The organism is Pseudomonas sp. xss_4, assembly GCF_043104125.1.
In the GTDB taxonomy this organism is placed as follows: Bacteria; Pseudomonadota; Gammaproteobacteria; order Pseudomonadales; family Pseudomonadaceae; genus Aquipseudomonas; species Aquipseudomonas parafulva_B.
Window position 1 is genome coordinate 16,923 of sequence record NZ_JBICKJ010000038.1, and the last position, 21,481, is coordinate 38,403.

The following is a 21,481-nucleotide window of genomic DNA, read 5'->3' on the forward strand; positions in this document are numbered from 1 at the left end:
GGCTCCACTGCCAGGGAATCATCCTGAGGTACGTGCGGTCTGTGTGCTTAAGACAGACAAGTTGTACAACACTACCCGTTTTGTATAGCTAAGCTCATAAAAAGCACAGCATCAGGCAACGGCGCCTATCAGTCGTTCCTTTTTCATCTACGGTCAATGGGCCGCCCACATCGAGAGGCAAGGATGACGACCATCGCCCCCCCGCACAGCGCTGGCGCTGATCACGATCAGTCACTGGCCGTCGCACATGCGGCCGTAGAGGCCCGGCTGGCAGCCTTGCTGCCATCGGCAGGTCACGAGCGCGACCTCGTGGTTGCGGCCATGCGCGACTGTACCCTGGCGCCAGGCAAGCGCTTGCGGCCCCTGTTGTTACTTTTTACGGCACAGGGTCTGGGCGCATGCCCACACGCAGCGCTCGACCTCGGCTGTGCCGTCGAGATGGTACATGCAGCTTCCCTTGTGCTGGACGATCTGCCGTGCATGGACAACGCCGCCTTGCGCCGCGGCCGCCCTACCTTGCACCTGGCTTTTGGCGAAGACGTGGCTGTGTTGACGGCCATCGCCTTGCTCTCCCGTGCGTTTGGGGTTGTGGCGGGGTTGCAGACGGTCGGGCCGGATGTGCGCAGCGACCTAGTGGTGACCCTCACCTCGGCCATCGGTGCCGATGGGCTGGTCAAGGGGCAGTTGCAGGATCTGCGTGACGGTGCACGGCCGCGGACGGCGGCTGAAATTGCCGAGACCAATCAACTCAAGACCGGGGCCTTGTTCTCGGCCCTGCTAGGCATGGCCGGCCGGCTGGCGGGGGCTGGCGCCAGCCAGCAGGGCACCCTGCTGCAATTGGCGGGGGAGTTGGGGCAGGCGTTTCAGTTGCACGACGACTTGCACGACCGTGACCCGGAAAGTGGCAAGAGCATGGGGTTGGACCAGGGCAAGTCGACCCTGCTGGCGATGTGTGGCGAAATGCAGGTGCGCCAGCGGTTGGAAGCCCATTTGCAGAGCGTCGAACAGTGCCTGAACAGCCTGGGCCTTGGGACCTCGCCGATCGGTGGGGTATTGCGCAAGGTGTTCGCATCGAAGGGTGTGCAGGCTGCCGGCAGCACCGTATGGCGTCAGGGCCTGGGTGGTCTTGCGGTAGGTGGAGCGGTCGTGCATCACGTCTAAGGCGCAGGGCGTTGCGCCAATCCAAAGGTCTACGCAGTCCCTGTAGGAGCGGCCCTTGTGCCGCGATGGGCCGCAAAGCGGCCCCGGCGAGATGAGCTGCGAAGCTTAAAGCCTGGGGCCGCTGCGCGACCCATCGCGGCACAAGGGCCGCTCCTACAGGGGGCCGCGTAACCTGTGAAGCTGGAGCCAAAGCGCCTGCGCAATAGCAGGCTCACTGATCCAACCGCCTCGCATGCCGGGCAAAAACCTTTTCCAGCAGTTCCCACATGACCGGGTCCAGGCTGAACGCCACGTTGAAACGCATCCAGCCCGTTGCCCTGGCATCGACCATGAACAACTGTCCGGGGCCGAGCATGATGCCTTTTTCGAGCGCGTCATCGAGCAACAGCGCGCTGTCGGGAATCGAGGGATGCCGGGTCCAGATGTACATCCCCTCGTCCGATTCGGTGAACAGTTCGAAGCCTAGCCGGTGCAGATGCTCTCCCACCCGTTGATGCGCCTCGGCCAGGCGTTGGCGCAGACGCTTGAGGTGCTTGCGCCAGCGACCGTCGATGATGGCGGCATAGACGACCCGCTCCATGACCTGCGAAGTGGTCAGGCCCGAGCGCATTTTCAGGTGTACCAGCTGTTGCGCCAGTTCAGGATTGGCCAGCAGGTAGCCCACCCGCACATTGGGCGAGATGCTTTTCGAGTAGCTGCCCACGTAGACCACCTGCTGCAGGTGGTCCAGGCTGGCGAGGCAGGGTTGCGGATCGGCGATCATGTCGGCGTACAGGTTGTTTTCGACCAGCCGGAAACCATGCTGGTTGGCCAGTTGCAGCAGGCGGTGCAGCTGGGGCAACGGCGTGCGCGAGCACGTCGGGCTGTGCAAGTGAGGCTGGGTGAAGAAAGCCGTGGGCCTATGTTGCGCCAGCAACCGCTCAAGCTGATTGAGGTCGTAGCCATTGGGCGTGCGCGCCACCCCCAGTAGCGTTGCGCCTTGGGTGCGCAGAATGCTCATCAGGTTGGGATAGCCAGGGTCGTCCACCAGTACCACGTCACCTGGCCGGACCAGCGTACGCACGGCCAGGTCCAAGGCCTGGCTGGCGCCGTGGGTCAACATCAGTTGAGCGGGGTTGGCGACGATCGACAAATCCTGCTGCAGGTTCTGCGCCGTCAATGCGCGTAGTTCGGGTAACCCCATGGGGTCGCCGTAACCGGACAGTTCCAGTGGGCTGCCAGCCACCTGCCGCAGCCCTCGGCGCAGGCCATCTTCATACATCCAGTCATTGGGCAGCCAGCCGCAGCCTGGCTTGAACGGCAACTGCCGGGTTTCGAAGATCTGCTGCAGGTACCACTCGGTGTTGAACGTTGGTCGGCTTGCATCAGGGTCAGCCGTGTGCGTGTCCAGCAGTTCAGCGGCGGCGCGATTGACGAAAAAGCCAGCGTTGCCACGGCTTACCAGCAGCCCTTGGGCGACCAGGCGATCGTAGGCTTCCACCACGGTGAAGGTGCTGACCGAGTAGGTGGCGGCGAAGGCGCGGATCGACGGCACCTTGGCGCCAGGCTTGAGCGTCTGTGTGTCGATCAGGGTGCGCAGACCGTCGATGATCTGGTTGACCAACGGTGTGGAAGCGTCTGGGTTCAATTGCAGCATGGGGGACCTTCAGGTGTGTAACGCCAGGTGCTGGCCCGGTGTATAGGGTTGGCGACCTGTACAGTGCAGTGCGAGTTTCATGCCACTGTGCATGGCTCTCTGCGATGGACATTTTTACATTAGGTGTCGGATATCGCCACACAAAGCATGTTCAGTTCGCTCCAGGCCTCAGCCCTGGGGCGCGTCAGCAGGCCGCCATGGATGGCCTGCGTGTGTTCGTTCACACCTCCTGCGCGCATTAGCACTGATGTACAGGTGAAACCGCCAGCCATCGGGGTTTCACGGTTTTCCTTGGATAAAAAGAAGCACGGGGTACACAACTGATGGACGCAACATCCACAACCACCACCGCGAACGGCGGGCATGAGAGCAAGCTCAGTGCCTCGCTGAAGTCGCGCCACCTGACGATGATGTCCATCGCCGGGGTCATCGGCGGCGCCTTGTTCGTAGGATCCGGCAGCGTGATCCACAGCGCCGGGCCGGCCGCGGTGCTGGCCTACCTGGCAGGCGGCATCCTCGTGGTGCTGATCATGCGCATGCTTGGCGAAATGGCAACGTCTTCACCCGACACGGGCTCGTTTTCCACCTACGCCGACCGCGCCATCGGGCGCTGGGCCGGCTTCACCATCGGCTGGCTGTACTGGTGGTACTGGGTCATTCTCATGGCCTGGGAAGCCTACGTAGCCGGCAAGATCCTGCACGGGTTCTTCCCAGATGTGAGTGTCAACGTGTTCGTGCTGGCCACGACGTTGCTGCTGATCACGGTCAACTTCTTCAACGTCAAGCACTACGGTGAGTTCGAGTTCTGGTTCGCCCTGATCAAGGTCATCGCGATCGTCTGCTTCCTGATCGTCTGTACCGCAGCGGTGCTCAACATCTGGCAATTCGGCGAGGTGCGGGGCATTACCCACCTGACCGCCGAAGGGTTCATGCCCAATGGCATCACCACAGTCATCGGGGCGTTGCTGGGGGTGATGTTTGCATTCCTGGGCGCCGAGATCGTGACCATCGCAGCCTCCGAGGCCAAGGACCCGGCAGCGCAGATCGTCAAGGCCACCAACTCGGTGGTATGGCGCGTGTGCCTGTTCTACGTAGGCTCGATCTTCCTGATCGTTTGCCTGGTACCGTGGAACGACCCGCACCTGGGCGTCTCCGGATACGGCGCCTATCGCCGTACCCTTGAGCTGCTGGGCGTGCCTTACGCCGAGTTGCTGATGAACTTCGTGGTGCTGACCTCGGTGAGCAGCTGCCTGATCTCTGGCCACTACACCGCCTCGCGCATGCTGTTCTCCCTGGCCCAGCGTGGTGACGCACCGTCGTTCTTCAAGATCACCCGTGCCGGCACTGGCGTGCCGGTGTACGCGATCATGGGCTCGTGCGCGGTGGCAGTGGTGTGTGCGCTGATCAACTTCAGCGAGACCCTGCGCCCCAAGGACGTACTCGATACCCTGATGAACACCACGGGCATGATTGCCCTGCTGGTGTACCTGGTGATCGCGTTCTCCCAACTGCGCATGCGCCGCAAGCTGATTGCCGAAGGCAAGGAAGTGCGCCTGAAGATGTGGCTGTTCCCGTGGCTCACCTACCTGGTGATCGCCTTCATCGTGGCGGCCCTGGTGACCATGGCGTTCATGCCTGACTACCAGATCCTGGTGATCTCTACCGGCATCGCGGCGGCGCTGGTGGTGGCGATGGGGGTTGTGCACCAGATGCGCAGCGCGCCTCGACACTAAGCCTCATCGGCTCTGCGAAGCGGCCGGTTCCCTCCAAGGGGCCGGCCGCTTCGCGTTTTGGGCGACAGATGGCATATGCTGAAGGGCATCGCTCATCGGAGAACGTCGCCATGTCCTGGTCTGCCACCCAGTATTCCTTGTTCGAAGACGAACGCACCCGGGCGGTGCGCGACTTGCTGGGGGCGGTGCCGCCGCGCCCGGTGCGGCATGCCACCGACCTGGGCTGCGGGCCAGGCAATTCCACCGAAGTGCTGCTGCAACGCTGCCCCGATGCGCAGGTGACCGCGCTGGACAGCGACCCGGACATGATCGAGAAGGCCCGAGAGCGCAAGCGGCTGTGCATCCCCCGCGTGCACATGGTCACGGCGGACATCGCAGGCTGGGCCGCTCCTGAGCCCCAGGACCTGATTCTGGCCAACGCCTCGCTGCAATGGGTGCCCGACCACGGGCGGCTGTACCCGCACTTGGTGCGTCAGCTCAGCGAAGGGGCAAGCCTTGCGGTGCAGACGCCCGACAACCTGGAGGAGCCCGCGCATACCGCACTGCGCGAGATCGCCTGCCGTGGCCCGTGGGCGGCCAAGTTCGAGGACTTCCAGTTGCCGCCGCGCCATGGCGCGGCGTTCTATTACGATCTGTTGAGCCCGCTGTGTGCCCGGGTGGAAGTGTGGCGCACCACCTACCACCACCCCTTGGCCGACGGCGCTGAGGGCGTGGTGCAGTGGTTCAAGGGTTCGGCCTTGCGGCCTTACCTGTCGCGGCTGCAACCGCATGAGCAGGATGATTTCCTGCAGATGTACCTGCAGGCGATGCAAGGCGCCTACCCGCCAGCTTCCGATGGCAAGGTGCTGCTGCCGTTTCCGCGCTTGTTCGTAGTCGCTACCCGCTGAGTCGTCTGGTGGAGTGTCGGTGCAGCGCAGACGGTTGTCGATCCTTGCCCATAGGCGTATAAACTGCTCCCACTTTTTGTGCCGGTCGTTTCCTGAACCGGCCGCTGAAACAAGAGAGTCGACATGGGCGCACAGTGGAAAGCCAAACATAAAGAAGCCGCGGCCAATGCCAAGGGCAAGATCATGGGCAAGCTGTCCAAGGAAATCCAGATCGCCGCCAAATCCGGCGCCGACCCGGACATGAACCCGCGTTTGCGCCTGGCCATCGAACAGGCCAAGAAGGCTTCGATGACCCGCGAAACCCTGGAGCGGGCCATTCGCAAGGGTGCTGGCCTGGATGGCGATGCCGTGCAGTATGCGGCTGTCAGCTACGAAGGCTTCGCCCCGCACCAGGTCCCGCTGATCGTCGAGTGCCTGACTGACAACGTCAACCGCACGGTCGCGCAAATTCGTGTGCTGTTCCGCAAGGGCCAACTCGGTGCCAGCGGCTCGGTCTCCTGGGACTTCAACCATGTGGGGCTGATCGAAGCCACCCCCAACGGTGACGCTGATCCTGAGATGGCTGCCATCGAAGCCGGGGCCCAGGACTTCGAAGAAGGCGAAGAGGAGGGGTCTACCCTGTTCATCACCGATACCACCGACCTGGACGCTGTGCAGAAGGCCCTGCCGGTGCACGGTTTCACCGTCACGTCGGCCAAGATCGGCTACACCCCGAAAAACCCGGTGAGTGCTTCGAGCCTGAGTGCCGAAGCCCTGGCCGAAGTCGAGGCGTTTCTCGAAGCCATCGACGAGAACGACGACGTCCAGAACGTCTACGTTGGCTTGACGCAGTAAGCGCGAGCCCCATCTGCCGATGCTGCCCATTGCCAGGCGTCTCGTACAGGCGATGGCTGGGCAGCGCTGCACCGGGGCGTGCCCCGAGCGGGAGCTGCCGTGAATCCTGCCTTTGCCACGCTCAGCCTTGGGCACCTGCGGGTGCTCGATCACCTGCTGCAGGTGCAGAACCTCAGCCGGGCGGCTGAGCGGCTGGGCGTGAGCCAGTCGGCCTTGAGCCGCCAGTTGGCTCAACTTCGCGAGGCCTTCGACGACCCGCTGCTGGTGCGTCAAGGCCGAGGCTACGTGCTGAGCGAGCATGCCCAGATGCTACGCGAGCCCTTGCGCCAGGTGCTGGACGAGCTGCAGGCGCTTCGTCAGCCTGCGGTATTCGAGCCTGGCCGCTGCCAACGCCGCTTTTGCCTTGCTGCTTCCGATTATGTCGCCGAGCATATGCTCCCTTTGCTGGTGACGGCGCTGGAGCAGGAAGCGCCAGGCATTAGCCTGGAGTACCGCACCTGGCAAGCCGGGCAATATGACCTGCTCGCCAGTGGCGAGATCGACCTTGCCACCACCTTGTTCGACGAGTCGCCGCCCAATGTGCACGGGCGTCTGCTTGGGGAGGATCGGGCGGTGTGCCTGATGGCACCGGATCATCCCTTGACCGCCCATGGGCGGATTTCGCAAAGCGACTACCTGGCGTGCAGGCATGTACGAATCTCCGGTGGCGGGGACAAGGACAGCTTCATTGACCAGCATCTGCGTACGCAGGGCCTGCAACGGCACATCAGCCTGCAAGTGCCGTTTTTTTGCGCAACGGTAAAGGTGGTCGCCAGCAGCCAGGCAGTGGCTACCGTGCCCGAACACATCGCCCGCCAATTGTGCCGCCTGCATCCGCTGGCATGGCGCCCGTTGGGGTTCGTCGAGCACAGTCAGCGGTATTGGGTGGTGTGGCACGAACGTTTGCATGGGTCGGCCGAGCATCGCTGGTTTCGAAACCGGGTGTTCGACCTGTGGCGCCAATCTCAATTCGGTGTCCAGGGCGGCGTTGCGTATTTGCCATAGCAGCTATGCGCAGGGCGCGGTTCTTCGCGCAGGCGGCGCGCTCTACACTGCTCCCAGCCAGCCGCCGACCCGCACTGACCGCCATCAGCGTGTGAGGCGCCCACCACAGGAGCACGTGCATGACCCCCGAAGCGTTTCGCCAGTATGGCCATCAACTGATCGACCTGATCGCCGATTACCGCCAGACCGTGCAGCAGCGCCCGGTCATGGCCCAGGTCGAGCCCGGTTACCTGAAGGCGGCGCTGCCGCCGGCCGCGCCGCAACAGGGCGAGCCGTTCGACGCGATTCTCAAGGACGTGGACGGGTTGATCATGCCGGGCCTGTCCCATTGGCAGCACCCGGATTTCTACGGTTATTTTCCCTCCAATGGGACGCTGTCCTCCGTGCTGGGGGACTTCCTGAGTACCGGGCTTGGCGTACTGGGCTTGTCGTGGCAATCGAGCCCAGCGTTGAGCGAACTGGAAGAAACGACCTTGGACTGGTTGCGCCAGATGCTGGGTTTGTCGCAGCAGTGGAGCGGGGTGATTCAGGACACCGCCTCGACCAGCACCCTGGTCGCGCTCATCTGCGCCCGTGAGCGCTCAAGTGATTACGCCCTGGTCCGTCACGGGCTTCAAGGCCAGGATAAGCCCCTGATCGTGTATGTCAGCGCCCATGCCCACAGTTCGGTGGACAAGGCGGCGTTGCTGGCAGGCTTTGGCCGCGACAATATCCGCCTGATCGCGACCGATGAAGCCTATGCGCTGTGCCCGACTGCGCTCGAGCAGGCCATCGAACAGGACCTGGCGGCTGGCAATCGCCCGTGTGCGATCGTTGCTACCTGCGGCACTACCGCCACTACGGCCCTCGATCCGCTGCGCGCCATCGGCGCGCTGGCCCAGCAACATGGCCTGTGGCTGCATGTGGACTCAGCCATGGCCGGCTCGGCGATGATACTGCCCGAGTGCCGCTGGATGTGGGATGGGATAGAGCTTGCCGATTCGGTGGTGGTCAATGCGCACAAATGGTTGGGGGTAGCGTTCGATTGCTCGGTCTATTATGTGCGCGACCCCCAGCACCTTGTGCGCGTGATGAGCACCAACCCCAGCTACTTGCAGTCCTCGGTCGATGGGCAGGTCAAGAATCTGCGCGACTGGGGCATTCCCTTGGGGCGCAGGTTCCGCGCCTTGAAACTGTGGTTCATGTTGCGCGCAGAAGGTGTCGAGGCCTTGCAAGCACGGCTGCGCAGGGACCTGGACAATGCCAGGTGGCTGGCCGAACAAGTGCGCGCGGCAAGCGACTGGCAGTTGCTCGCCCCTGTGCCGTTGCAGACGCTGTGCCTTCGGCATTGCCCTGAAGGGATGGCCGGCCAGGCGCTGGACGCCCATACCCGAGCCTGGGCCGAGCGCCTGAATGCATCAGGCGACGCCTATGTGACGCCCGCGGTGCTCGATGGACGCTGGATGGTGCGTGTGTCGATTGGCGCCCTGGGCACTGAGAGGGAGGATGTGCAACGTCTCTGGGCCAGGCTGCAGCATGTGGTGCAGGGCTGACAACCGTGGCGCCCGTACCCGTTGCCCCAAGGAAAAACACGCTGTGGTGATGATTGAACTTCCGCGTGCCCGGTATCTCTTCTAGAATCCTGCTGCCACGCCCAATCGGGGCGTGCGCGCGGCTTCATAATGGCGCAGCGCGGTTTTGCGTCCACTTCGAGAGAGCCATGAGTTCCAGTACCCCGCTGTCCGGCGTCAACCAACCGCTTCGCGGCATCGTGTTGGTGGTGTGCGCCACGTTCATGTTCGCCAGCCACGACGCCTTGTCCAAGTTCCTGGGAGGGCTGTACCCGATCGTGATGGTGGTGTGGGCACGGTACGTGGTGCACACACTGTTGATGGCTGGCATTTTCCTGCCGCGCTCGGGCATCAACGTGTTGCGCACCCGACGCCCGCTGCTGCAAACCTTGCGCGCCTTGAGCCTGCTCAGCACCAGCCTGCTGTTCACCTCTGGGTTGCAGTACCTGCCATTGGCCGAAGCGACTGCGGTCAACTTCCTTGCACCGGTACTGGTCACTGCCCTGTCTGTACCACTGCTCAAGGAACGGGTCACGATAGCGCAATGGGTGGCAGTGGTATTGGGCTTTCTGGGGGTGCTGATTGTCGTGCATCCAGGCGGGGCGCTGTTCACGCCCGCCATCCTGTACCCGTTCGGCTCGGCGCTGGGCTTCTCTTTCTACCAATTGTTGACCCGCATCCTGGCGGCGCACGACAGCCCGACCACCAGCAATTTCTATGCAGGGTTGTGCAACACCCTGGCCATGAGTGCGCTGGTGCCGTTTTTCTGGGAAACGCCGCGCTGGGACCATGCCTTGCTGATGCTGGCGCTGGGTGGTTTCGGTATGACCGCTCACCTGCTGCTGACCCAGGCCTTCCGTTTCGCAGCGCCTGCGCTGTTGGCGCCGTTCAGCTACTGCCAGATCGTCTTCGCTGGCCTGCTGGGCCTGGTGTTCTATGGCCAGACCCCCGATACGCTCAGCCTGGTCGGGATTTGCGTGATCTGCCTCAGTGGGCTGGGGGCAGCCTGGATGCAACGGCGGCGTTAGCGCACTGGCCAGTGCCACTGCAGATGTGAAAGGCAGTACTGCTGCCAATTCGAAGTCGCTTGGGTACAAACGTGCATGTGGGTTGCGTGCTGCAATGCTTTCAGGCGGCCGGCCTGACTTGCATGCTCACAACCCCAAGGAATCACGATCATGCACATGCCCGATACCCTCAGGATTCGCAATGGCCAGAAGGTCGAAGCGACGTTCTCGGCTCAAGAATATGCCCGCCGGCATGCCGAGGTGCGCGCCCTGATGAGCGCCCAGCAGCTCGAGGCACTCGTCTTTATTTCCTACCACAACGTCAACTACTAGAATGACTACCTCTATTGCGCGTTTGGGCGCGCCTACGCGGTGGTGATCACCCCTGATCAGGTCGTCCCGATCAGTGCCAACATCGATGGCGGTCAGCCATGGCGTCGGTCGATCGGCACCGACAACATCGTCTACACCGACTGGCGGCAGGGCAGTTTTTTCACCGCCCAGCGCCAGGCGCTGCCGCAGGCGGGGCGCATTGGCGTGGAGGGTGATCACCTGACGCGCCACACCCATGCCGCACTCGCGGCATGCTACCCGCATGCCGGGCTGGTCGATATCAGCACCGCCTGCATGCGCCTGCGGCTGATCAAGTCGGCTGAAGAGCAGGCCCTGATCCGCCAGGGGGCACAGGTCGCCAAAGTCGGCGGTGCGGCGGTGATCGACGCGCTGGCTGACCAGGCGCCGGAGTTCGAGGTGGCACTGCATGCCACCCAGGCCATGGTCCGGGACATTGCCAGGCGCTATCCCGACAGCCAGTTGATGGACACCTGGACGCTGTTTCAATCCGGGCCCAACACCGATGGCGCCCACAATCCGGTAACCAGCCGTCGCGTGGGCCGGGGCGAAATCCTCAGCCTCAACTGCTTCCCGATGATCAGCGGCTACTACACGGCGTTGGAGCGCACACTCTTTCTCGATCACTGCCCGGACGAGTACCTGCGCCTGTGGCAGGTGAACGTTCAGGTGCACGAGGCAGGTCAACGCCTCGTCCGTCCAGGCGTACGGTGTTGCGACATTGCTGCTGAGCTCAATGAAATCTACCGCCAGCACGACCTGCTGCAATACCGTACCTTCGGCTACGGCCATTCCTTCGGCGTGTTGTGCCACTACTACGGGCGCGAGGCCGGCCTGGAGTTGCGCGAGGACATCGATACCGTACTGGAGCCGGGCATGGTGGTGTCGATCGAGCCCATGATCATGCTGCCACAGGGCCTGCCAGGGGCAGGCGGCTATCGCGAGCATGACATTCTGGTCGTGACCGAGCAGGGGGCCGATAACATTACCCAGTTCCCCTATGGGCCGCAGCACAACGTCATCTGCAAATGAGCAGCGAGCGCTCTGTCAGCGCAAGGCTGCCAGGCGGCGCTGCGCGGAAGGCGAAACACCGAACAGTCGGCTGTACGCCTTGGAAAAGTGCGCCGCCGAGCCGAAGCCGCAGGCCAGTGCGACGTCGCCAACCGGCGCGTCGCCTTGCAGCAGCAACTGCCTGGCATGGGTTAGCCGTAGTTCCTGGTAATAGCGCGTGGGGGTACGTTGCAGCTGATGCTTGAACAGGCGCTCGAGCTGACGCACGGTGATGCCGGTCAGGTTGGCCAGCTCGCTGGGTGCCAACGGCTCCTCGAGGTTGGCTTCCATGATCGCAACGACTTCAGCGGATGTGCGCCCCGGTGGCAGGGCCGCGCTCGATGGGGTTAAGGCCCGCTACCAACAGTACGTCCAGCGCTGGTCATCACGAGCGTGTAATCGGGCAGCACGCGCATGCCGTTGCTGGCGGTGACCGGCCCCTCCTGCGCCGCGATCAGTACGCTGTGAAACACGGGCCTACATGCGGCCAGGTTGGCCTTGCGCAGCGTTTCCACCGCCGATGCCAGGCCGATGGTGGTGAAATTGGGCATGATCAGAAAACCGAATGTCTTGACCGTGCCGGAGTGTGGATTTACCGAAGCGGGGTGGACCATTGGGCGATTCCTGTGCAAGCTGGGGCATAGTTTGCCCAGAAGGTGGCTGCAAGTGAACCCAGAAAACCTGTTGGCCCAGTTGCCAGGCTACCCGTTGGCCGCCGATGCGATCGAAGTGCTCCCCGATGCCCAGGCCTACCGGGCCTGCCTGCTCGAGCGTATCGGCGCAGCGACCCGGCGGATCGTCATCGTGGCGCTCTACTTGCAACATGACGAGGCGGGCCAGGAGGTGCTGGACGCACTCTATCAGGCCAAGGCGGCTCGTCCAGGGCTTGAAATAACCGTCGTGGTGGACTGGTTCCGGGCCCGGCGTGGCCTGCTGGGGGCGGGCAGGCAGCCTGGCAACGCAGCCTGGTACCAGGCCGAACGCCAGAGCCGCCAGTTGGACATCGCGATCCATGGCGTGCCTGTGCAGACCCGCGAACTCTTCGGGGTGCTGCACCTCAAGGGCAGCATCATCGATGACTGCGTCATATACACCGGTGCCAGCCTCAACAACGTCTACCTGCATCGGTTCGACCGTTACCGGCTCGATCGCTACCACCTGTTCCACAGCAGGGCCCTGGCCGATTGCATGGCCGACCTGGTGCATCGGCTGCTTCACCCGCAGGCCACGCCGCGCCTGGACCTTCCTGCGCCGCCTTCGACCGCCGATTTGCGCAGTGACATTCGCCGTCTGCGGGCACGGATGCGCCGGCTGACATATGCACCAGGCCCTGCAACCGAGCCGGGGAACCTGCGAGTGATTCCGCTGATCGGCGTCGGCAGGCGCAATGCATTGAACAAGACGGTGTGCGCGCTGTTGGCCGTGGCCCGCGAACGTATCGTCATCAGCACCCCGTACTTCAATCCGCCGCGGGTCGTGATGCGCGAAATTGACGACGCGTTGGCACGCGGCGTGCGGGTAGAGTTCATTGTCGGCCATCGTACTGCCAATGACTTCTACGTCCCTCCGGGGGAGCCGTTCCATGCCAGCGGGGCATTGCCTTATCTGTATGAGGACAACCTCAGGGCCTTTGCGCGCCGTCGCGAGCACCTGCTGGCCAGTGGTCAGCTGCAGGTCCGATTGTGGAACGATCCCGGGCACACCTTTCATGCCAAGGGCGTGTGGGTCGATGAGCGTTATTGCTTGCTGACCGGCAACAACCTGAACCCGCGCGGCTTTAACCTGGACCTGGAGAACGGCCTGCTTATCGATGACCCCCTTGGGCAATGGCGGGGGCCGTGCGAGCAGGAGCTGAGCGCATTGCGTGAACATGCCCCGGCTATCGGTTCGGCGCACGCTCTAGGCGTCAAGGCCGAACACCCCAAACCCGTGCGCAAGCTGCTGCGCAGGCTACGCTATAGTCGGTTGGAACCGTTGATCAAGCGGGTGCTGTAGGGCAGGGGCTGTAGTGCGGCCTGCCCGATGGTCGATAGCGTTGATCGGCCGGGCACGCTGTAGGTCCACCCTGTGCATCCCCGACAATAGGCGCTCAAGCAATGGAAGCAGCTTTTGGCAATGATTCGCCGCGCAGCCGTATGGTTCGCCGCCTTGTGCTGGCTTTTTCGGGCCTGCTTTTGTTGGCGATGATCCTGGGGCTGGTGTCGCTTTATCGCATCGCCGTTTCGCTCGATCAGCGGGAGCTGGAACAAAGCCGATTCCATGCGAATGCGGCCTTGGCACAGTTGCACAAGGCCGAGCGCGCCTATCTGTGGACCCATGCTTCCTGGCAGGCAGCTTACGACCATCTGGCGCGTCCAGCGGACCGGCAATGGGCGTTCGATGAGGGCAACGTTGGTGCCACGCTCTATAGCGATGATGGCTATGCGGGCGTGTTCGTCCTGGATGATCAGGGTACGCTTTATGCAATAGTGCAAGGGCGTCTGACAGACTTGGGTTTCGATCACTTCAGCCCCGAGGGTCATCGCATCCTGCAACAAGCCCGCCAGGCCATGGCGCAGAAGCAACCGGCGTCGGGCTACGTCATGTTTGCTGGCCAGCCTGCGGTCTTCACCTCTGCCGTGATACGTCCTCCTGGCCTCGCCGACGGCCTGGCTAAGCATCACTCGGTGATGGTCTTCATTCGATTGATCGAGGCCGACTTGCTGAGTCAGATGGGTAAGACAGCCGGCCTCACGGACTTGGCTATCGCTGCAAGCGACAATGCTGCGGACGATATGGGGCATTTGCGACTTCAGGGGGTTCCCTATCGTTTGACCTGGCGCATGGACCAGCCCGGCAGCGATCTGTTGCAAACGGTATTCACACCGCTGGCGGTGGCGCTGCTGATTATCCTGGCGCTGATGGTATTGCTTGCACGCTATGCCATGCGCACCAGCGCCGACATTGACCGCAGCTACCATCAGCTGGCTATTTCCAAGCGGGCGCTGGAGGCCAGCGAAGCGCGCTTCAAGGCCGTGGCCGAGGCGGCTTCCGACTGGATCTGGGAGACCGATGCGCAGCAGCACCTGATCTATCTTTCACCACGCTTTGCCGAACTGACCGGGCACGACGCCGAGCTCTGGCTCAATCAGCCGATCTGCACGTTGTTCGATTGTGAAACCGGTCATGTCGAAACCTGGCTGCACAGCCTGGGCGCCAGCGAGTCTACCGGCACGCTGCGCTGCCATTACCTGGACAAGGCCGGGCAGCGACGCGAGTGCCGAATCGCGGCCAGGGCCATCATCGAGCACAAAATCTGCAAGGGATTCCGCGGCACCTGTACCGACATCACCGATGAGGTGGCAGCCCATGCCCGAATTCAGCACCTGTCACAACATGACGCCCTGACCGGGCTGCCCAACCGTAACAAGCTGTTCCGCTTCCTCGAGGACAGCGCCAAGGTGTCGCGGGCCGTGCTGATGCTCGACCTGGACAACTTCAAGCCGATCAATGACAGCCTCGGCCACCCGGCCGGTGATGCAGTGTTGATGGAGGTGGCGACGCGGCTTGGTCAAATGACCCGTTCCAGCGACCTGGTAGCGCGCCTGGGCGGGGACGAGTTCGTCATCGTCCTGATCGCACCGGGCACGCGTGATGAACTCGACCGGTTCTGCGCCCGGCTCATCGACACCCTCAAGCAGCCGATGGCGGTGGAGCACCACAAGGTACAGATAGGCGCCAGCCTGGGTGTGGTCATCTCCGACGATTACCCAGGTGGCCCTAGCGACCTGATCCGTTATGCCGACGTAGCGCTGTACGGGGCCAAGCAATCGGGCAAGAACACATGGCGGTATTTCTCCACGCAGATGAGCGCTGCGCTGCTTGAAAAGCGCGTGCTCGAACAGGAGCTGCGCGAAGGCATCCCCCGTGGCGAACTGCGTTTGCATTTCCAGCCACGGTTCAAGGTGGACGGGGTAACGATCGCCTCCGCCGAAGCGCTGGTGCGCTGGCAGCACCCCCGCCTTGGGTTGCTGATGCCGGACGAATTTGTCGGCTTGGCCGAGGAAAGCGATGTGATCGTGTTGCTGGGCAACTGGGTGCTGCAGGAGGCTTGCAAGGAGGCAGGAGCCTGGCCGCTCGATGTGCTGGTGTCCGTGAACATGTCCCCTGCCCAGTTCAGCCGCAGCGACGTGGTACGCGATGTGGCCGAGGCCTTGCGCACCACCGGGCTGCCTGCGCACCGGCTGGAGTTGGAAATCACCGAGAACGTGATGCTCAACGACGTTGAAGGCGCGTTGCAGACGATGAACGCATTGAAGGAACTTGGTGTGCGCTTGAACATGGACGACTTCGGCACAGGCTATTCGTCACTGGGCTACCTGCGTACTTACCCGTTCGACAGCATCAAGATCGATCGTCGGTTCGTCCAGTCGCTGGGCAAGAGCAGCAGTGACCGCAGTGTGGTGCAGGCGATCATCAGCCTGGGGAACGCCATGGGCATGACGGTCACGGCCGAGGGGGTGGAAACTGCGGAGCAGCTCGCTTTGCTCAGTGATGACCAGTGCCATGAGGTGCAGGGTTACTGGTTGAGTCGTCCGGTGGACAACCAGGCGTTGATCTCATTGATGGCGTCGGCCGCCACACATACCCCTGATTAACGTAGCACTTGTAGGGGCGGTCCTTGTGCCGCGGTGGGCCGCGCAGCGGCCCTGGGATTTGAACGCTGTACCACGGATCGCCGGGGCCGCTGCGCGGCCCATCGCGGCACAAGGGCCGCTCCTACCAGAGGGCTGCTATGAAGCTGCAAGTCACGGCGGCAGAAAAGTCTGGCGCACGCGGTCGTCTGCTGCTCTGAAAATCCAGCGCGAGCGCATACAATCGCCGCCTTTACAAACCACTTCGATAGGCTACACCCGCCATGGCGCTAGACCCACCTACCATGCTCACCATTTCCATCGCCTTGGCGGCAGCGGCGGCGTTGTACCTGGCAATAGAGTGGCGCAGTGTCCGCGAGTCATCGTTGCTGTACTGGAGCGCCGGGTTCGCGACCATTACCGTCGGTTGCACCTTGGCGCTGCTGCGAGGCGTTGGCCTTTTGTTCATCGGCATCTGGTTCGCGAACGGCCTGCTGGTCGTGGCCCATGGCTTGTTCCTGCTAGGCGTGCTGCGCTTCACCCAGGACCGGATTTCGCGGGCCTGGCTGGTGATCGTGCTGATCTGGTTTGCCCTGTTACTGCTGCCTGCAGGCCCAGAGTGGTCGAAAGTCATGCTGATGGCCAACTCGCTGCTGGTTGCCGCCCTGACCTTGAAGGCCAGTAGCCTGCTGCAGCCGCATGGGCAGTCGCTGAGCGTAGGTGCAGTCCAGTTGCGGTACGTGCTTCTGGTCCATGGGTTGTTCTACGTGATCAAGGCGATCATTGCGATTGCGCCGGGCACGTTGATTGACCTGGCCAGTTTCGGGGGATTGATCATCCAGATCTCCCTGGTGGAGGGTGCCATGGCAATCATGCTGATCGCGCTGTCCATGACAGGCACGGTTCGCTACCGCCGCGAAGAACGCATCGCTCGGCTGGCCGCACGGGATCCGCTGACTGCGCTGTACAACCGGCGTGCCCTGGAAGTGCGTGCGGGGCCTTTCTTCAAGGAGGTCAGCAATGTCCGGCCTGCAGCGTTGTTGTTGATCGATATCGACAATTTCAAGCTGGTGAACGACCTGCATGGGCATGCAGCGGGGGACCGGTTGCTGGTGGCCTTGAGTGAAATGATCCGTGCGGTGTTGCCCGAGCGCTCCCTGGCGGCGCGGTTGGGCGGGGATGAGTTCGTGATTTTGCTCAGTGGGGCTAGCCGTGAAGGGGTCCTGGGGTTGGCCAAGGGACTACGGGAGCAATTTCAGGCCTATGCCGGCGGGGCAGTCCCGACACCTGCAGCGGTGACGTTGAGCATTGGGGTGAATGTGTTTGACCAGGCGCCAGCGAGTCTGGCGGCGCTGATCGAGCAGGGGGATGTGGCGTTGTACGAGTCCAAGCGCGCAGGGCGCAACAGCATTCGATTTGTGGAGCGACAGGTGACAGGTGGCGAGTTTTCTTGAGCGAGGTAGGGGTGTGGTTGTTCGGCTAATCCTGCCTCGTCATTGATCTACGTGTGCAGCCCTGTAGGCCTCACCGGCCGGAGTGGGCCGCAGTGTCCGGGCAAAAGGGCTGGGACGTTTGTAGGCTGGGGCCGCTGCGCCATCCATTGCAGCGCCCCTTTTATCCGTCAAGCGTGAATCAAGTCACAACCTGATAGCAAGGCACATAAGCCGCCCCACCCGGCAACTTCATCCGATGCTGGTCAACGAATGCCTGCAGCAAACGCCCCAGCGGATCCAATACAGCGCTGTCACCGCGAATCTGGTAGGGCCCGTGCTCTTCAATCAGGCGAATGCCCTTGTCCTTAACGTTACCCGCCACAATCCCGGAAAACGCTCGGCGCAAATTGGCCGCCAGTTCGTGAGGTGGCAACTCGCGACGCAGATCCAGGTCAGCCATGGCCTGGTGAGTGGGGTCGAAGGGTCGCTGGAAGCTCTCTTCGATCCGCAGCAACCAGTTGAAATGGAACGCATCGTTGCGCTCGCGACGGAACTGTTTGACCTGCTTGAGCCCTTCGACCATGTGGCGCGCCACTTCAGCCGGGTCGTCAATGATGATCTCGTACAACCGATGCGCTGCCTCGCCGAGCGTTGCGCCGACGAAGGCATGCAATTGCTGCAGGTAGGGCTCTGCACTGCGTGGGCCCGTCAGCACGACCGGGAAGGGTACATCCTGGTTATCCGGATGCATCAGGATACCCAGCAGGTACAGGAATTCTTCTGCCGTGCCTGCACCGCCCGGGAAGATAATGATGCCGTGACCAACCCGCACGAACGCCTCCAGGCGCTTCTCGATATCTGGCAGGATCACCAGTTCGTTGACGATCGGGTTGGGCGCCTCGGCGGCAATGATGCCCGGTTCCGTCAGGCCCAGGTAGCGACTGCCCTGCATGCGCTGTTTGGCATGGGCAATGGTGGCACCTTTCATCGGGCCTTTCATGACGCCAGGGCCGCAACCGGTGCACACGTCCAGCTTACGCAGGCCCAGCTCATGGCCCACCTTCTTGGTGTACTGGTATTCCTCGGTGCTGATCGAGTGACCGCCCCAGCACACCACCATCTTCGGCTCGACGCCAGGACGCAGGGTGCGGGCGTTGCGCAGCAAGTGGAACACGTAATCGGTGATGCCCTGGGAGCTTTCCAGATCGATGCGCTGGCTGGCCAGCTCGCTTTCGGTATACACGATATCGCGCAAGGCGCTGAAGAGCATCTCCCGGGTGCTGGCGATCATTTCACCATCGACGAAGGCATCTGCCGGGGCGTTCAGCAGCTCCAGGCGAACGCCTCGGTCCTGCTGATGGATGCGCACTTCGAAATCCTGGTAGGCCTCGAGGATGGTCTTGGCATTGTCGACATGGGCGCCGGTGTTGAGGATGGCCAGGGCGCACTGGCGGAACAGGGTGTAAAGAGTGCCGGAGCCGGCTTCGCTCAGTTGCTGTACTTCACGTTGGGACAGCGTTTCTAGGCTGCCTTTGGGGCTGACGGATGCATTGATGACATGGCGTTGGGGCATCTAAGTCTTTCCTGTGCGGGTAAAACATCCTTCTTTGACCACACCATACCGAGAAATGGAAGCGGCAACGAGAGGCATGCAAAAAAAGCCCGGCACTTCATGGCGGCCTCAGCGGCGCGCGTTGCGAAACAATCACCCCAGCAGCCGCTGCACGGCCAGGGTAATGGCCAAGCCGCCCCCAAACAGCCACACGTTGAGGATTGCCCCCGTTGCCAGCACGCGAGGCCCGGCGTGGCGTATCTGTTCGAAGCGGGTTTCCATGCCCAATGCCGTCATGGCCATGGTCAACGCAAAGGTGTCCAGGCCGTTGACGGCTTCGCGCAGGCTCAAAGGTAGAACCTCCAGCGAATTGACCGCTACCAGTGCCAGAAACCCGAACGCAAACCACGGCACCGTGAGCCGACCCTTGCCTGACGCCAAGCCGGATTTTGGGGTTCGGCTGATCCACAAGCCAACCAGTAACAAGACAGGCACCAACAGCATCACACGCGTCATTTTCACGATGGTTGCCACATGGCTGGCATCAGGGCCAAGGGTACTGGCGGCGCCGACTACTTGAGCCACTTCATGGAGGGTGCCGCCCAGCCAAAGCCCAGCGGTCTGGGCATCCAGGTGCAGCCAGCCAGCCTGAATCAGAAAGGGATAGAAAAACATCGACGCCGTGCCGAACAGCACCACGCTGCCCACGGCCACTGCACTTTTATGCGGCGCGCTGCGCAGTGCCGATTCAAAGGCCAAAACGGCCGCAGCCCCGCAGATGGCGCTGCCCGCAGCTGTAAGCAGAGCAGTCTCCCGGTCAAGCCCGAGCAGTTTCATGCCACACCACAGGCCTATCGCCAATGTGCTGCTGATCACCAGCAGCGAGATCACCAGGCCAGGCCAGCCAACGTGTGCAATTTCCTGCAAGCTGATCCGCAGGCCGAACAAGGCGACGGCAACCCGGAGCAGGGCCCGGGCGCAGAAGTGTATGCCCTGTGCATAGCAGGCCGGCAGGCGATCTTTCAGCACATTGCCAACGAACGCGCCGGCCACGATGCCGAGGATCAACGGGCTGAGGCCAAGCTGGACGAAAAGGGGTAGGGCAGCCGCTTGGCTGATGCCCAACGCAAGAACGGTAACCAAAAGCACACCCTTGAGCGTTGCGCAGCGGTGCGCGGCAGGTGCGTCAGATGGCGTATAAGGGGCAGGTGTCATGGAATTCTCCAGCAACTGGAATCAATGAGCACCACGGTATGTTGGTTATAAGCTTATGAAAAATCGTAATTAGGGATGAAAAATATCCACTTAGCTGATAGTTTTCCGGGATGACTCCAGAACAGCTTATAACGTTCGCCGTCGTGGCCGAGCACGGCAACATCAGCCATGCCGCAATGGCCCTGCATCTGTCTCAGCCAGCGGTGTCTGGCCAACTTAAACTCCTTCAGGAGGCGTTTGGCGAGCCTCTTTATCATCGGGCAGGGCGCGGGGTGCGCCTGACAGCAGCAGGTGAACAGCTACTGGCGCATGCGACCCGCCTGCGCGATACGTTCGATCAGGCGCGGTCACTTCGCGAAGCAATGCGCGGCCTTCAGCGCGGCACATTGCGGATCGGTGCCAGCACTACGCCTGCAAGCTACGCGCTGCCGTACCTGATCGCCCAATTCAAGGCACGCTACCCTGAGGTGGTGATCACCACCATCCAGGGCAACACCGCCGAAATCGTCGCCGCCTTGGGTGACGTGGACTTGGCGTTGATCGAAGGGCCGCCGGGGCGAGACCTGCCCGTGGGCACTGGCGTGACCGAGTGGCTGGAGGACGAAATCGTCGCCATCGTCCCGGCTGCACACTTCTTGGCTTGCGCCGGTCCTCGCGCCTTGAAGGAGGTGGCCGACTTCCCAATAGTGCTGCGTGAGCAGGGCTCGGGCGTGCGTCAGGTCGTCGAGCAAGCGTTTGCCGACAGTCAACTACAGATGCGGATTGGCCTGGAGATCGCCGGCGTGGAGGGGGTGAAGGAAGCAGTACGCGCCGGTATGGGCGTAGGTTTCGTGTCTGCCATGTCGATTCGTCACGAAGGGATGGTTTTGCGCAAGGTCCAGGTGGGGCCGCGTTCACTGCTTCGCCGGTTTTCGATAGTCCTGCCCCACGCAGGTTCACCCTCTCGAGCGGCTGCCCGCTTTCACGAGCTTTGTGTGGCCTTCTCCGGGGCTTCGACCCATGTTTCACGCACCACCGGCAATTCATGAAACATGCGCCCGTCCCTGCAGACATCGCCGCAAGGCAGCCCGACTGCCACGCGGCACGTGTGCTGTCAGGGCCGCCGCTACCTCATCAGAAGTCGTCTTTCGGGCTCTTCTTGAAGGTCCAGTCGGTATGCTTGCGGGCTTGGAGGAAGCTGTTGCAGTTGGCGGTAAAGGTATTGCGATTGGCCTCTTTGGACAAATCCGCCAGAATTTTCTTCTGCATCTGCGGGGTGCAGTTCTCAGCGGTCGGCTCGGGCACCGTTTCTTCACTGCAGCCTGCGAGCAAGGCTGCCAAGCCCATTGCCGTGACCAGCTTTGCCAATTTGATGTCCATATCGCGATCTTTCTCCTGGTGTGCTGAAAGGGCAGGTGATTGTTGAACCGGGCAGC

Annotated in this window: 15 protein-coding genes and 2 pseudogenes; 12 read left to right on the top strand and 5 right to left on the bottom strand. The window is 62.4% G+C overall.

Going from position 1 to position 21,481, the window contains the following annotated elements; all coding sequences use genetic code 11:
* The first annotated feature begins 183 nt into the window (after positions 1-183).
* A complete protein-coding gene (locus ACF8GB_RS07120) occupies positions 184-1,161 on the top strand; it encodes a polyprenyl synthetase family protein (protein WP_196127301.1) in 978 nt (325 codons plus the stop codon).
* Between the two features lie 211 nt (positions 1,162-1,372).
* Here ACF8GB_RS07120 and ACF8GB_RS07125 read toward each other — a convergent pair whose 3' ends face one another.
* Entirely contained in the window at positions 1,373-2,797 is a 1,425-nt protein-coding gene (locus tag ACF8GB_RS07125; protein WP_058638380.1) for a PLP-dependent aminotransferase family protein, read from the bottom strand.
* A gap of 323 nt (positions 2,798-3,120) precedes the next feature.
* On the opposite strand from ACF8GB_RS07125, the gene ACF8GB_RS07130 reads away from it, so the two are divergent.
* The 7 genes and pseudogenes from ACF8GB_RS07130 (at position 3,121) to ACF8GB_RS07160 (ending at position 11,235) form a co-directional block, all read left to right on the top strand.
* Positions 3,121-4,530, top strand: coding sequence for an amino acid permease (locus ACF8GB_RS07130; RefSeq protein WP_027914808.1), 1,410 nt, complete (start codon positions 3,121-3,123; stop codon positions 4,528-4,530).
* A gap of 110 nt (positions 4,531-4,640) precedes the next feature.
* The gene (tam, locus tag ACF8GB_RS07135) at positions 4,641-5,417 is read left to right on the top strand and encodes a trans-aconitate 2-methyltransferase (protein ID WP_196122012.1); all 777 of its coding nucleotides are present in this window, start codon (positions 4,641-4,643) and stop codon (positions 5,415-5,417) included.
* Positions 5,418-5,540: 123 nt separating this feature from the next.
* Positions 5,541-6,251, top strand: coding sequence for a YebC/PmpR family DNA-binding transcriptional regulator (locus ACF8GB_RS07140; protein ID WP_196122013.1), 711 nt, complete (start codon positions 5,541-5,543; stop codon positions 6,249-6,251).
* 99 nt (positions 6,252-6,350) lie between these two features.
* Positions 6,351-7,295 (top strand): LysR family transcriptional regulator, encoded by a 945-nt coding sequence (locus ACF8GB_RS07145; RefSeq protein ID WP_325942713.1) that lies wholly within the window; start codon positions 6,351-6,353, stop codon positions 7,293-7,295.
* Positions 7,296-7,414: 119 nt separating this feature from the next.
* Positions 7,415-8,827 carry a DOPA decarboxylase gene (locus tag ACF8GB_RS07150; RefSeq protein WP_196186743.1) on the top strand — a complete coding sequence of 471 codons (1,413 nt, stop codon included), beginning with the start codon at positions 7,415-7,417 and terminating at the stop codon, positions 8,825-8,827.
* Positions 8,828-8,994: 167 nt separating this feature from the next.
* On the top strand, positions 8,995-9,873 hold the full coding sequence (locus ACF8GB_RS07155; protein WP_058638376.1) for a DMT family transporter: 879 nt from the start codon (positions 8,995-8,997) through the stop codon (positions 9,871-9,873).
* A 150-nt stretch (positions 9,874-10,023) separates the two neighbouring features.
* Positions 10,024-11,235, top strand: a pseudogene (locus tag ACF8GB_RS07160) (M24 family metallopeptidase).
* A 15-nt stretch (positions 11,236-11,250) separates the two neighbouring features.
* Here ACF8GB_RS07160 and ACF8GB_RS07165 read toward each other — a convergent pair.
* Positions 11,251-11,867, bottom strand: a pseudogene (locus tag ACF8GB_RS07165) (helix-turn-helix domain-containing protein).
* A 52-nt stretch (positions 11,868-11,919) separates the two neighbouring features.
* Between ACF8GB_RS07165 and pssA the strand changes: the two are divergent.
* From pssA to ACF8GB_RS07180, 3 genes are all read left to right on the top strand, one after another.
* The gene (gene pssA / locus ACF8GB_RS07170) at positions 11,920-13,248 is read left to right on the top strand and encodes a CDP-diacylglycerol--serine O-phosphatidyltransferase (protein WP_329602594.1); all 1,329 of its coding nucleotides are present in this window, start codon (positions 11,920-11,922) and stop codon (positions 13,246-13,248) included.
* Between the two features lie 101 nt (positions 13,249-13,349).
* Entirely contained in the window at positions 13,350-15,890 is a 2,541-nt protein-coding gene (locus ACF8GB_RS07175) for an EAL domain-containing protein (protein ID WP_392515393.1), read from the top strand.
* A 281-nt stretch (positions 15,891-16,171) separates the two neighbouring features.
* Positions 16,172-17,320 carry a GGDEF domain-containing protein gene (locus ACF8GB_RS07180; protein ID WP_392515392.1) on the top strand — a complete coding sequence of 383 codons (1,149 nt, stop codon included), beginning with the start codon at positions 16,172-16,174 and terminating at the stop codon, positions 17,318-17,320.
* A gap of 178 nt (positions 17,321-17,498) precedes the next feature.
* On the opposite strand, the gene ppnN is transcribed toward ACF8GB_RS07180, so the two are convergent.
* Both ppnN and ACF8GB_RS07190 read right to left on the bottom strand, forming a co-directional pair.
* Positions 17,499-18,872, bottom strand: a complete 1,374-nt coding sequence (gene ppnN, locus ACF8GB_RS07185) for a nucleotide 5'-monophosphate nucleosidase PpnN (RefSeq protein WP_058638370.1) — start codon at positions 18,870-18,872, stop codon at positions 17,499-17,501.
* 132 nt (positions 18,873-19,004) lie between these two features.
* Entirely contained in the window at positions 19,005-20,066 is a 1,062-nt protein-coding gene (locus ACF8GB_RS07190; protein WP_058605909.1) for a YeiH family protein, read from the bottom strand.
* Positions 20,067-20,176: 110 nt separating this feature from the next.
* Here ACF8GB_RS07190 and ACF8GB_RS07195 point away from each other — a divergent pair, with 110 nt between their 5' ends.
* Positions 20,177-21,094 (top strand): LysR family transcriptional regulator, encoded by a 918-nt coding sequence (locus tag ACF8GB_RS07195; RefSeq protein WP_392526757.1) that lies wholly within the window; start codon positions 20,177-20,179, stop codon positions 21,092-21,094.
* An 85-nt stretch (positions 21,095-21,179) separates the two neighbouring features.
* On the opposite strand, the gene trbK is transcribed toward ACF8GB_RS07195, so the two are convergent.
* Positions 21,180-21,425 carry an entry exclusion lipoprotein TrbK gene (gene trbK, locus ACF8GB_RS07200; protein ID WP_078478507.1) on the bottom strand — a complete coding sequence of 82 codons (246 nt, stop codon included), beginning with the start codon at positions 21,423-21,425 and terminating at the stop codon, positions 21,180-21,182.
* Positions 21,426-21,481: the final 56 nt, after the last annotated feature.